Raw genomic sequence first — 12,756 nt, 5'->3', positions numbered from 1 at the left:
ATTCGGCACCGCTATTTTGACAACCGCCGGCTGAGTGCCCCTCACGCGTTATTCTAACGAAGTATTGTCCAAGTGTACAAAAAGTTTGCGCGAAATGGCGTGAAGTGTGCGCCTGGACGAGGCGAGTTGTACCTCGAAATAAGGCTTCCGATCGCCAAAATAAGGGAAGCTATTTTCACACGATCCTGTTCCGCACGGTTCGCTTGGACAGCGTGATACAATGGATGATGCGTCTACTTGGTGGCTAGTTTGGCCCGCAAATCGGGGATGATCGAGCTCGGCACGAACTTCTCGAGCTGTTCGTCGTTGGCCAGCGGAGTGATCTGTTTCAGCAGCGAACTAGAGACGTGCCCGTACTGTTCATCAGCCATTAGAAAGATCGTTTCGATCTCGCTATCGAGCTTGCGGTTGGCCATCATCATCGTGAATTCGCCGGCGATGTCGGTCAGCGGACGAATACCACGAATCATCACCGTTGCCCCGCAGCTGCGGACGAATTCAACCGCGAGCCCGTCGAACGTTTTCGTCTCGACATTCGGCATGTCGGCCGTCACGCGTTGAACCAGCTCAATGCGTTCCTCTGGACTAAACAGGCCAGACTTTTCCGCATTGATACCGATACCCACAACCAGGTGATCGACCAGCGTGCTACTGCGTTCGATCAAGTTCAGGTGACCTAAAGTGATGGGATCGAACGATCCAACGTAAACGGCGATTCGTTTGCCATCCGCCATTAAATTGTTACCTAGGAGGAAAGTTGTCCGAGAGGAAAATCAGGTAGCCGTACGCGTCTTCAGGTAATGGCTGAGGATCCAATTCGCAATGCCGAAGTAAGCGAGCTTCAGCAGTTGGAACATGATCCCCATCACGACGCCTAGAAGCATGGAATAATACATGACGGTCTGAAAGACTTGGGCTTGTCGGGGGTTGCTGCCGGAAAAGTTCTCGGCACTAAACGCCGCATCGATCGCCTTCATGTTGGCCATTTGCAGTAGCGTGGTGAAGATCGTATTGGCAATGACCAACGCAAGACAGAACGTCGTCGTGTTGCGAAACAAGCGGTAGTCGCCGAGTTCATCGCGTCGCAAAACTTGAATAGAGGAATAAAGAAGCAGCACGCCGGCGACAAGCGAAGTGATCGAAAGCAGGAACATCGGCAAGATGTACTTTCGCGTGACTTCCCCCATTTTCTCCTGCATTTCGATCTGCATCTTCGCGCTGGGGTCGTCTCCTGGTGGTGCGAAGTTAAACGCATCTGGGGCGACCAACTGAATGACAAGACCGGGAATACTGCCGAGAAAACCGAGTACGTAGAGCCCACCAAAGATGATCGCAATCACCGCGATAACTGTGATCTTCTTGGGACGCATAGGGCGGTCGGCAACGACTTCGACGTAGTCGTCATCGCGGTCGGTGAAGTCAACCATCGTTGGTTTCGCTTTCAGCCAGGTTTACGAAGCGGGAAGCATCTACGGCCAGGCTTCCCGCACCAGGTTCGTCAGCTGAAAGCTTACTCGACCGAAGCGAGCGTTTCTAGCAAGCGATCGATATCGGCTTCGTTGTTGTAAGCATGCGGGCTCAGTCGAGCGAAGTCGCCGCGAACGCTGAAATTGACGCCCGACTTTTGTCCAGCGGCACGAAGCGCGGAGGGCTGCTTCCCAGGAATTTGAAACGAAACGATCCCCGAGCGTTCATCCCCTTGGCGGCTGGCCAAGATCTTCGCTCCGACAGCAGAGAGCTTTTCGCAAGCCATGTCGGTCACCGCGAGAACACGCTCGCCAACGGCAGAAGACTTGGACCCGGCCCCATATTCGAGAAGCAGATCGAGGCTTGCTCCGAGACCGATCAAGCCTGGCATGTTTTGCGAGCCCCCTTCGTAGCGAGCGGCGCTGTCGCGGAACGTGAGATCGATGTTGTCGAAGTTTTTCCGCCCGGCGACGCTGTTCCAGCCGATACCGATCGGGTGAAGCTGATCCAAAAGTTCGTGCTTCACAAAGAACAGCCCTGCCCCTTCCGGGCCAAGCATCCACTTGTGACCGTCGGCGGCAAGGAAGTCGACATCGGCGTCGTGAACGTCCAGCGGAAAGACGCCCATCCCTTGGATCGCGTCGAGAAAGAACAACGCTCCGGCATCGTGAGCGATTTTGGCGAGCGTCTTCGGATCGATTCGCCAGCCTGTTTTGTAACTGACCCAACTGATTGATAAGAGACGCGTTCGACTGTCGCACGCTTCGGCGATTCGGTTTAAATCAGGCTCGACGCCCTCGACCGGAATGACGCGGACTTCGACTCCTTTCGATTGCTGATGTAGCCAGGGATAAAGATTGGATGGGAACTCGTTGCCCAGCACGACCAGGTTGTCGCCAGGCTTCCAGTCGAGTCCCTCGGCGACAATATTGATGCCCTGCGTGGTGTTGTTGATCAGAGCGATCTCATCGGTTTTTGCCCCGATCAGCCTGGCTCCGGACTGCCGAGTGTTTTCCAAGGCTTGTTCCCATTCGAGCCAAACCGTATCCCCCTCGTGGGCTGCTTGTTCGCACCAAGCCTGGATTGCCTTGGATGTCGGCAGGGGCAACGGAGCAACGGCGGCATGGTCGAAATAAGCCCATTTTTGGGCAACGGGCATCGCTTCGCGAAACGACTGCCACCGAGAATCGTCAGAAAACGTCATGAAAAGCTTCTTTTAAGATCGACTGAAAGACTTGTTGGAAATATAGTTACGTCGTAAATTAGGACGTTTTTCACCGGGCCGGTATCGTACCAATTTAAAGACTTTTCCAATCGCCCAACACCGTCCAGGCGGCCAGCAAGGCTTGGCTGGATGCCCTTGAAACGGCAGAATTTGCACTCTAGGTGACATTGCCGAAGCTTGAGGTATACTGGATGGACTGGATAAATTGGTCAAAATTTGTCTTTTCACACACCGTAGCGTATCGCTGATTTGCTCCAGGAGTTGCCAATGTCGAAAGCGCTGACGATTGTGGGAATGGGTGTTTCCGTTCTCCTACTTCTGATATTCGCGCTCGACATGTTAGCAGGCGTCCCATTCGGCGGCGTCAGCATGACGATGGATATTGCCTTTGTCATCTGTGCTGCTGTCTTAGGATTCCTCTCGTATACGACGTTCGCCGAGCAGAAGTAGCCGCACGTGTAGCCCACAGGTGTGGAAAATGCCCGATTAATCGTGCGCATTCCCGCTTCTCGCCCCCTTCTATCGAGAAAGTTTGCTTTACGTGGTTCGCTTTGCCTGGAAAAATAGGAGTAAGCCACAGCAAATCAAGGGAGATAGCGAGTGCTGAACATGAATCGTCGACGGATGTTGGGAATGCTAGGCGGACTTTCCGCAGGAGCGATGGCTCCCCCTTTGTTGGCCGCCCCCCCGTCTGATTCACAGCGTCGCACGTGGGAGGCCTGCGTCGAGAAGGGCCTCGGTTGGGTTCAGCGAACCCAATCCCGTCTCGGTCACTGGACAGCTGCCAACTATCCCACGGCAATGACCGCGTTGGCGGGAACAGCCCTGTGTGCTTCCGGCTCGACCACCATGCAGGGCCCATATTCCGAGAATCTTCGCCGCGCGGTGGAATTTTTGGTTTCTAAAGCACGCCCCAATGGTTTGATCGGCGATCCTGTGACCGACAACCGCTACACGTATGGGCACGGCTTCTCGATGCTTTTTCTTTCGCAAGTGCTGGGAGAAGAAGAAGACTCGCTGCGACGTGAAGAGCTCATTAAGATCTTGGCCAATGCGGTGAAATTTAGTGTCTTCGCTCAAACCAAATCTGGCGGTTGGGGTTACGTCAGCGCCAAAGACGGAAACGACTTCGACGAAGGCTCGACCACGATCACTCAAGTCCAGGGCCTACGAGGCTGCCGGAACGCTGGTATTCCGGTTCCGAATGAGGTGATCGAGAACGCGAAGAAGTATATCTACGATTGCCAAAACCCGGACGGCGGCATCTCGTACAGCTCTAAGAATCGCGGCACTTCCCGTCCGGCAATCACGGCCGCTTCGATCTGCTGCCTGCAAAACGCCGGGGAAGCGAAGTCTGATGTCGTGCAGCAAATGCTCGACTACTGCAAAAAGAATCTCTACCAGATTCAAACTCAGGCCCAAAGCTTCAGCCACTGGCACTATTCGTACTTGTATTACTCGCAAGTCGTGTATCGCGAAGGGACCGACGACAAGACATTCTGGGAGGCTTTCCGGAATCGTCTCTACGATCGGATTACGACCGAGCAAAACAACGAAGGCTATTGGGACGAAACCAGCATCGGGCCGATTTATGTGACGGCTTGTAATCTGATTATGATGCAGCTCGATCTCGGCTACCTGCCGATTTATCAGCGTTAAGCGATGCCGCTAAACGGCGTTGTCTTGAGCATATTTGAGAATCGCTTCAACGATGCCATCCATGGTGAAAACTTCGGCTTCCACGGCCGGTTCGTAGCCAAGTTCGCGAATCGTGTCGGACGTAATCGGACTGATCGTGACGATCTTGCTGTTTGCTAAAGCGTCTGGAACCAGCGCCGCGGTTGCCCGGGCGATCGCGCTGCTGGTGACGATCACCCAGTCGAAGCCCTCCCCTTCCAGCCGTTTGATAACTTCGCTTGAAACTTCTGTGACGTCGGTACTTTCGTAGGTGGTTACTTCGGTCACGTTTGCCCCGAGCTCCGACAGTCCGACCGGAAGAACATCTCTACCGCGAGATGCCCGGGGTAAGAGCACGTTCTTTCCGGCGACACTTTCGCCCATCGCTTCGACTAGCGATTCGGCACGGTATTCTTCGGGTAAGATGTCGGCTTTGAAGCCATATTGCTCAAGTTGCTCTGCTGTGCCGGGACCGATGGCTCCAATTTTTAAGTGTCCAATCGCTCGGTAATCCCAATCAGACTGCAGCAGCCGATCCATGAAAAACGTTACGCCGTTTCGACTGGAAAATGCGATCCAGTCGAACGATTTCAGGTCTGAAATCGCTTTGTCCAGCGGAGCAGGATCGTCGGCGGAGCGGATGTCGATCGCCGGTTGTAGGTACACTTCCGCCCCAAGATCTTCCAGTGGCCGACGAAGCTCAGCCGCTTGATGTTCTGGGCGTGTGATCAAGAAAGATTGACCGAAAAGCGGACGCTGCTCGAACCAGTTCGGAATGCTGCGATCGGCCGCAACATCTCCCACGACGGTAATCACCGGCGGACGAATTTTGGAGCCTGAGTGCAGCAGGTTAGGGATTTCACCCAGCGTGCAACGAAACGTTTCTTGATCAGGCCAACTGCACCGGCGGATAATCGCACATGGCGTGTCAGCAGACTTACCATGTTGAATCAGTTGTGCTGACCACTGTGGAGCCGTGGTGACGCCCATGTAAAAGACCAGCGTTCCGGGGAAGCTGGCGAGTGCTCCGAAGTCGATCGCTGAGCCATCTTTGCCGGGCTTCTCGTGCCCTGTGACAAACGCAACGGCCGAAGCATGCTCGGAATGGGTCAAGGGAATGCCAGCGTAGGCGCTCGCGGCGAGTGCGGTTGTGATACCAGGGACGATTTGAAAAGGAACGTCTGCTGCTCGTAAGGCTTCGATCTCCTCCGCGGCTCTGGCAAAGACGGTTGGGTCGCCACTTTTCAGTCGCACAATAGTCTTACCCTGCTTCGCTTGAGCGACCATTTCCTCGTTGATGCGGTCTTGGGACCAAAGCTTGCGCTGAGCGTGGCTGCCGAGGCAATGCATTTCCTGTGCTGCGGTGGCATACTCCAGCAACTGTGGATTGGAAAGATAGTCGTACAAAACGACGTCGGCCTGTCGCAGGCACTGAATTCCCTTTTCGGTGACAAGACCAGGGTCGCCGGGACCGCTGCCGACCAGGTATACGGTTCCGGTTGGCTTGGCGGTTGTATCTTGAACATTGGGTGTCACGGCGGCCCCTCATCAGGAGGTTTAAGTCGCGGAAATGGTACTCTTCCGTGAATTTAAAACGAATCCGCCCCTTAACGGAAGCGGTTGATACAATAGGAGTAACGGATTATTGTGCTGGGCAAGCCCTGTAAATTCATCATGCAAGTCCGATAGATTTGGCACAGCTTATGTCTGACGGTGGAAGTTTCTCGGTTTCGGAAGATGCCGACTACGAAGTCTCGCCTGCGATGCGAAAACAGCTTCAGCGGTTGTTCGACCATGCAACGCAGATGATGAGTAAGCAGAAATACGACTATGACTACGCGCATAGTTTGCTCGGAGACTGCTGCAAGCGAGACCCTGCCAATCTCGTCTATGTCGAGAAAATGCTTGAAAATCTCGACCTCAAATTCAAAGGGAAAAAGAAGGGTTCGCTCTTTTCCGGTTTTGGTGGAAAGGGTGGTTTGAAGAAGGCCCTGTCTGCGAAAAAGTGGCAAGACGTCATCAAAGAAGGGGTCGATCTGCTGAAGAGCAACCCTTACGACAGCGTCGTGCTCAGGGCGATGGTCGATGCTTGTGAAGCGATGCGCTACAACGAAGTTGGCTTGCGCTACATGAAAAACGCGATGGACGGCTCGCCAGGCGATATGGAAGTGATGCGGCATTGTGCCCGTTACTTAGGTCGCGTTGGGCAGTTCGATCAGGCCATCTCGCTGTGGCATTTTATCGAGGACAAAAACCGCGGCGACAAAGAAGCGAATCAGATGATTTCGCAGCTGACGATCGATCGCGAACGTCGCGCGAAAGGCTTAGCGACGGTCACCAATCGAATCGACCCGGCCGATGCGGCGAAAGTTCGTCGGCGACAAGCGACGCAGCAAGGGAACGAATCGACCGAGGTCCAAGAGCGCCCTGCGACGAAGAAGATTGAGCTGAACGAGAAGCAAAAGCTCAAAGCCAAGATCGAAGACAATCCCGATCAAGTCGACAACTACATGAAGTTGATCGATTTGTGGGTCGAAGAAGGGAAATTCTTTGAGGCGGAATCGGTCTGGAAAGAGGCTCAGGCCCATTTCGGCGACTCGATGGAATTGACCGAAAAGCGGGAAGATCTGCTGATTCAGAAGGGTCGACACCGCTACCAGATGGCCCAGAATCAGGCCTCTTCGCAGTCGAGCCCGCAATTGCTGGAGTTGGTCGAGACGGCGAAGAATGATCTTAACCGACTCGAATTAGAGATCTATACGCGACGCAGCGAACGCCATCCGGACGATCTGAGCATCAAATACGAGCTTGGATTGCGGCTCAAGCGGATGGGAAATTATGAGGAAGCGGAAGCAATCTTCGATGAAATCGCGTTGGCAGACGAGAAACTTTTAGCAATTTGCTACCTCGGCAAAGGTGAGTGCCTCCAGGCTCGTAAGAAATTCATGACTGCCATGGAGATGTACGAAGAAGCGCTAAACTATGCTGACAACTTGAGTTCCGAGCGATTAAAGCTGCTTTTGTACCGAGCCGGCGTGCTCGCTCAGGGGCTCAAAGAGTGGTCTTCGGCCACTTCTTACCTCAAAAGACTGGAGAAAATGGATCCAGCGTACAAAGATGTCAAGCGACGGCTAGACAAACTCAAGTAAATGCGGCATGATGATTAGCTTCTATTAAGAGTCTGACAAAGGACTGTTCGTTTCCGATTACCCGGTTCAATCATGCCTAATACCAAGAGCGCCAAAAAACGTCTTCGCCAGAATGTGGTTCGCCGTACTCACAATCGTGCGGTTAAGTCCTCGATTCGTTCGTACATTCGCAAGGTTCGAGAAGCCGTTGCTGCGAACGAATTCGACAAGGCAGACGAATTGTTCGTTACCACGGTCAAGAAGCTGGACAAGGCTGGTGCCAAGCATGTTCTGCATCCCAAGACCACTTCGCGTCTGAAGTCGCGCCTGAATTACCACATCAAGAGCGCCAAAGACAAAGCTGCCGCCTAGTTCGCGGAAGCTGTTTGAATTCGCCTGATCGTTTTACGAAGCATCGCTAATCGATCAGGCATGCTCCCAAGCAATGTCACATGCGTTGAAGATTGGTCCTTCGACGCATGTTCGTTTATAGTCCCAGGTGCCGTCCTCTTGATGGACTGGGGCGACACACGTGAAGCAGATACCAATACCGCATGCCATGGGCGTTTCGAGCGAAACCTGGCACGGAATGTCTCGCTCGGTCGTCAGTTCGCTGACCGCTTCCATCATCTTCTCAGGGCCACAGCACAGCACGTGAGCTTGGCCGATGTCTTCTGCGAGAGCTTGATCTAAAAGCGAAGTCACCAAGCCATGATGTCCGGCACTTCCGTCGTCGGTGCAGATCTTTAGATCCATTCCGGTCGCTTTGAAGTCTTCCAGTCCGGCTAAATCGGAAACCGATCGGGCTCCGTAGCAGAGTGTGACCTTCTTAGGCTTTTTGGTCGTCGACTCCCCTGCCCCGTACGACTGTTGCCCTAGAACTTGTTTCGCAACGGCCAGGAATGGCGTCTGGCCGATTCCCCCGGCTACCAGGATCAAATGCTCGGTTTCCGGAAGGGTGAAACCGTTGCCCAGTGGGCCCCAGACTTCCAGATTCTGGCCTGGCTCAAGCTGTTTCAGTCGTGACGTCAGCTTGCCGTGGACTTGGTAAACGACGTCGACATACTTCGGTTGGCCGTTCTCGTCGGCAATGACGTCATACAATGCGAACGCTCGACCGAGCAGAGGGTCTAAGCAATCGGCAATGCGGACCATCACGAACTGCCCAGGACGAATCTTCGCCGCAATCTCGGGGGCTTCAAAGCGAACTCGGAAAATGCGAGCAGCCAACGGGACGTTCTCGACGATCGACGTCGCTTGAAATTGGAACTGGGACATCGGCTTCCAATCCTTTTCTCTTAGCTCTTCTTGCGGCGGCTCTGCTGTTTCTTACGCGATTCGGCCCGCTGTTTAACAACGCGTCCTTGGCCGCGACGAGATTCCGTAGCGAGCGGCTTCTTGGCGGTTTTCTTCTTGGTCTTCTTCTTGCCGCCGCGATAGGTGGGGCTCTTCTTGGTTGTTTTTTTGCCGGTGCGGAAAGTCGGACTCGTGCCGGCATCGCGTCGCCCTGCGGTTTTTCGTTTGGGACCGCCAGATGACGGTGCTTTGCCGGAGCTGTCGCGAAGCGATTTGACTTCCGCAGGCGTTAGTTCGCGAAATGCCCCTGCAGGGACTTCACCGAGCTTCAACGGACCAATGGCAACGCGCCGTAGGCGAAGGACTTTGTGGCCGATTTTCGCCAATAGCCGGCGGATTTCGCGGTTTTTACCTTCTCGCAGAATGATCTCGAGGATCGAGCTTTTGGGCAGCTTGCGTTTCAGTCGGCAGCTTTCCGCTTTGATGAAGCCTTCGGCAATATAGACGCCGCTTTGCACCATCTTGATTGCATCGACAGAAACAGCCCCGGCCACTTCCACGTGGTAGGTTTTCGCCACGCCATAACGAGGATGGGCCAATTGGTTGGCCAGTTCGCCGTCGTTGGTGACGATGATCAGCCCTTCGCTCTGGCGATCGAGTCGGCCAATCGTGAACAGCCGCTCTTCCTGAGGCAGCAGGTCGATCACCCTGGTTCGCCCATCCTGATCAAAGTTGGTGCTGATCACACCGACGGGCTTGTTCAGAATGAAGTACTGTTTGCGGCGAACGCGAATTCGCTGTCCATCGACGGTGATTTTCTGTTTCGCTGGATCGACGGTCGTCCCTAGTTCGGTGACGAACTCACCGTCAACTTCAACACGGCCTTCCTCGATGATCTCTTCGCACTTACGGCGCGAACCAATGCCGGCTTCCGCCAAAACTTTGTGAAGGCGGACCAAGGAAGACGATGACGATGAACCAGGCATAGGGCCAATAGACTGCGAAAAAAGGACTCAGGCGAATAGCACTATGATACGCCTTGAGATCGCAATCGCCCATGGGGAGCCGAGGCAAACCTGCTAAAACGCGGGGTTTCCGTAGGGGTCGAGAAAGCTGTACGGCTGGTTCTTAACCGCTTCCGGCAGCGAGGAGTTGTATTCCCGTGGACGAACGCCCACCATTTCCGGGCCTGCTTCGGTATCGGGATATGGGTCGCTATGCAGTGCCCGTAGTCGCTGCTGTTCGACCGTCCCGGGGTTGAACCAATTGGGCCTCGCCAACGACGCGCAGCCTGCTGAAGGTAGTAGCAGTAGGCCGAGAATGCATAGACGAAGCAACATAGGAAAACTCCAGGCAGGTCCGAACGCGTCCGAAAACGCTTCTTTTCGCGAACCTTACCGGTTTCCGTAAATTGCCGCAATGGAGAACTAATTTCCCCTTTTTTAGGGCAAATACATGTCCAGTAGCACGGTTGGTTCCAGCGCCCTTAGCGGCAGCGGGCCACATCCAGCGGGGACCAGGAATGTCGATCCCTTTCCAAGTGCCTGGTCTAAATGGGCGTGCGACGAGCGGACTTTGCCTTCGAGGACCGCCACGATATGGAAGCTGCGGTCGCTCCCGATCGACTTTCGGTCGTCAAACTCCCAGCGATCGAGGATGAATTTGTCGCAGGTGACAAGTCGTTCAATGTCCGGATCTGACGTTGGCTGAGGCTCTTGTGGCTGGACAGGGCCCTTTTCAAAGTCGATTGTGTCGAGCGACTCCTGGATATGAAGCTGCCGCGGCTTTCCATCGGCTCCTACGCGGTTCCAGTCGAAAAGGCGAAACGTAGTGTTGCTGGCCTGTTGGATTTCGGCAACCAAAAGACCTTTTCCCAGTGCATGAACGGTTGTCGCGGGAATGAACAAGCAGTCACCCTTTTGGGGTTCCAGCACGTGCATTGCGTCGATGACTTTGTCTTCGACAACCGCTTTAGCCAGGTCTTCTTGGGTGAGCCCTTCTTTCAGCCCGACGTAAACTTTCGCCCCTGGCTCGGCATCGAGGATGTACCAGGCTTCGGTTTTGCCTAAATCTGGTGGATCGAGCTTCGCGCCTTGGGTGTCATCTGGATGGACTTGGATCGACAAGTCGCGGTTGGCGTCCAGGAATTTGAACAGCAGCGGAAATGTCGCGGACGGTGTTTTGCTGCCGAAGAGATCTTCCGGGAACTCATTAACCAGTTGGCCAAGCGTTTTCCCGGCTTCTGGTCCATTGGCCACAATACTTTGGTCTTCGCCGTGATCGACCACTTCCCAGCTTTCCGCGTAGTCCCCTTCGTCTGGAATCGGTTTATTCAGTACCGTCCCCAGGCGTCGGCCTCCCCAGATATAGTCACGGAATGTTGGCTTGAAAATCAACGGGTAGTTCAACGGCACGGTGCGTCCTCTCAATTCCGGTCGTATCGAATTTGCTGAATGCGGAAGACTGAAAACGGTAAACTCGCCTGACGGGGCGCCGCCTCATTGTAACGAATCGAAGTCGTTGGTAGGATAAAACCAATGTTTGGTGGCAGGACCGGCCTTTTTCTAAGCCCCATTGCTGTCGCGCGAAGTGCTCTTTCGGGGTGCCGGGCAGGATCCACCAACATGGTAAGACAACCTGATCGCTTCGATAGGCGTGAAGCGGTTGCCTGACGAAGGCTTCCGTCGGTCACCCAGATCCGTTCAGGACTAAGCTTACCGCGACCTTCTGTCCCCCCGCAAACCCATGGCGATGCGCTTCCTGCACTGAGGTTCTAGGAATGAACAGCAAAATCAACGATGACTTCTTCGAAGGTTCCTCGATGTCCTTCGGCGATCACCTGGAGGAACTGCGTGTTTGTCTGTTTCGCGCCGTGATTTGGCTGATCGTCGGAGTTACCATCGGTTTGTACTTCGGTAGCGACGTGGTGAAGTTCATTGAAGAACCGATTCAGTCGGCGCTGATGCGATATTATCAGAAGAAATCGATCGCCAAGCTGGAAGAAAATCTCGGCATCAAGCTGACCGGCGAGCAAGAGACCGCGGTCGCCAAGCACTTACGCGACAAAGACTGGGTCGCCGTCGACATGTGGATCGAACCGGCTGAAGTGCGTCGTCTTGCGGAAAACTCCGCCGAAACGCCCGCCGAGGAGGAAGCCGATGCTGAAAAAGCGGAAGAAGATGCTGCGGCGCAGAAGGAAGAGGACAAAGCGACCTTAGAGGAAGAAGCCGAACTGCCAACCGATGAGTCGCTTGACGATGAAGACATCTTGAAGGCGCTGCGGGATGCCAAAGTTTTGCCGCAGGAAGAACCTGTTCGGATGCGAACCTGGCAGCGAATCGAGCCTTCGACTGAAGCACTTCGCGTGGAAGAAGTGTTTATGATTTGGCTGAAAGCTGGCATCGTGTTTGGCTTCATCATTGCCAGCCCAGGGATCTTCTGGCACTTGTGGCAGTTTGTTGCCGCAGGGCTTTATCCGCATGAAAAGAAATACGTTTGGATCTTCATGCCGTTCAGCTTGACGCTGTTCTTTGGCGGTGCGGCGGTTGCTTATTTCCTGGCCTTCGAGCCGGTGTTGGACTTCCTGTTCAGCTTCAACCTGATGACCGGGATCGATCCACGACCACGAATTAGCGAGTGGATGGGATTTGTGATCATGTTGCCGTTGGGCTTTGGGATTAGTTTCCAACTGCCGCTGGTGATGTTGCTGCTCAACCGCATCGGGCTGTTCAGTATTGAAGCGTACACCAACAACTGGCGAATCTCGGTGATGGTGATCTTCTTCCTGTCGATGATTCTCACGCCATCTGACCCGATCAGTATGCTGCTGCTGGCCGTTCCGCTGAGCTTGCTGTACGCCCTGGGGATTGGTCTGTGTAAATGGATGCCTGGAATCCGCAAGCCCTTCCCTGCGGCCAATTAGCCTCACCGCGTGAAACGTTGTAGGATGGCATCCGGCGCTTT

The 12,756-nt window shown here is 54.3% G+C and carries 13 protein-coding genes; 5 read left to right on the top strand and 8 right to left on the bottom strand.

The annotated features are described in order from the left end of the window. Positions 1-233: 233 nt before the first annotated feature. From coaD to LA756_RS08460, 3 genes are all read right to left on the bottom strand, one after another. Complete coding sequence (gene coaD / locus LA756_RS08470) at positions 234-734, bottom strand: pantetheine-phosphate adenylyltransferase (RefSeq protein ID WP_224439437.1); 501 nt, start codon at positions 732-734, stop codon at positions 234-236. A 39-nt stretch (positions 735-773) separates the two neighbouring features. After that, a complete protein-coding gene (locus LA756_RS08465) occupies positions 774-1,427 on the bottom strand; it encodes a hypothetical protein (RefSeq protein WP_224439436.1) in 654 nt (217 codons plus the stop codon). Positions 1,428-1,510: 83 nt separating this feature from the next. Beyond that, positions 1,511-2,671, bottom strand: a complete 1,161-nt coding sequence (locus LA756_RS08460; RefSeq protein WP_224439435.1) for an aminotransferase class V-fold PLP-dependent enzyme — start codon at positions 2,669-2,671, stop codon at positions 1,511-1,513. Positions 2,672-2,959: 288 nt separating this feature from the next. Between LA756_RS08460 and LA756_RS08455 the strand changes: the two genes are divergently transcribed. Together LA756_RS08455 and LA756_RS08450 are read left to right on the top strand one after the other, a co-directional pair. Beyond that, complete coding sequence (locus LA756_RS08455) at positions 2,960-3,142, top strand: hypothetical protein (RefSeq protein WP_224439434.1); 183 nt, start codon at positions 2,960-2,962, stop codon at positions 3,140-3,142. Positions 3,143-3,301: 159 nt separating this feature from the next. Continuing rightward, complete coding sequence (locus LA756_RS08450; RefSeq protein ID WP_224439433.1) at positions 3,302-4,351, top strand: prenyltransferase/squalene oxidase repeat-containing protein; 1,050 nt, start codon at positions 3,302-3,304, stop codon at positions 4,349-4,351. Positions 4,352-4,360: 9 nt separating this feature from the next. On the opposite strand, the gene cobA is transcribed toward LA756_RS08450, so the two are convergent. Continuing rightward, on the bottom strand, positions 4,361-5,905 hold the full coding sequence (gene cobA / locus LA756_RS08445) for a uroporphyrinogen-III C-methyltransferase (protein ID WP_224439432.1): 1,545 nt from the start codon (positions 5,903-5,905) through the stop codon (positions 4,361-4,363). Between the two features lie 167 nt (positions 5,906-6,072). Here cobA and LA756_RS08440 point away from each other — a divergent pair, with 167 nt between their 5' ends. Together LA756_RS08440 and rpsT are read left to right on the top strand one after the other, a co-directional pair. After that, positions 6,073-7,518, top strand: a complete 1,446-nt coding sequence (locus LA756_RS08440) for a hypothetical protein (RefSeq protein ID WP_224439431.1) — start codon at positions 6,073-6,075, stop codon at positions 7,516-7,518. 72 nt (positions 7,519-7,590) lie between these two features. Further along, positions 7,591-7,869 carry a 30S ribosomal protein S20 gene (rpsT, locus tag LA756_RS08435; protein WP_224439430.1) on the top strand — a complete coding sequence of 93 codons (279 nt, stop codon included), beginning with the start codon at positions 7,591-7,593 and terminating at the stop codon, positions 7,867-7,869. A gap of 54 nt (positions 7,870-7,923) precedes the next feature. Here the strand turns inward: rpsT and LA756_RS08430 are convergent, their stop codons facing one another. The 4 genes from LA756_RS08430 to LA756_RS08415 form a co-directional block, all read right to left on the bottom strand. Next, positions 7,924-8,775, bottom strand: coding sequence for a dihydroorotate dehydrogenase electron transfer subunit (locus tag LA756_RS08430; protein WP_224439429.1), 852 nt, complete (start codon positions 8,773-8,775; stop codon positions 7,924-7,926). 20 nt (positions 8,776-8,795) lie between these two features. Then, complete coding sequence (locus LA756_RS08425; RefSeq protein ID WP_224439428.1) at positions 8,796-9,779, bottom strand: pseudouridine synthase; 984 nt, start codon at positions 9,777-9,779, stop codon at positions 8,796-8,798. Positions 9,780-9,872: 93 nt separating this feature from the next. Then, a complete protein-coding gene (locus tag LA756_RS08420; protein ID WP_224439427.1) occupies positions 9,873-10,133 on the bottom strand; it encodes a membrane or secreted protein in 261 nt (86 codons plus the stop codon). A 102-nt stretch (positions 10,134-10,235) separates the two neighbouring features. After that, positions 10,236-11,207, bottom strand: coding sequence for a type I phosphomannose isomerase catalytic subunit (locus LA756_RS08415; protein ID WP_224439426.1), 972 nt, complete (start codon positions 11,205-11,207; stop codon positions 10,236-10,238). 365 nt (positions 11,208-11,572) lie between these two features. Between LA756_RS08415 and tatC the strand changes: the two genes are divergently transcribed. After that, positions 11,573-12,715: a twin-arginine translocase subunit TatC gene (gene tatC / locus LA756_RS08410; RefSeq protein ID WP_224439425.1), complete on the top strand. Its 1,143-nt coding sequence runs from the start codon at positions 11,573-11,575 to the stop codon at positions 12,713-12,715. Positions 12,716-12,756: the final 41 nt, after the last annotated feature.

It is taken from the genome of Bremerella sp. TYQ1, from assembly GCF_020150455.1.
In the GTDB taxonomy this organism is placed as follows: domain Bacteria; phylum Planctomycetota; class Planctomycetia; order Pirellulales; family Pirellulaceae; genus Bremerella; species Bremerella volcania_A.
Note: the sequence above shows the minus strand (reverse complement) of the source record. Positions and strands in the feature narration are given on the sequence as shown.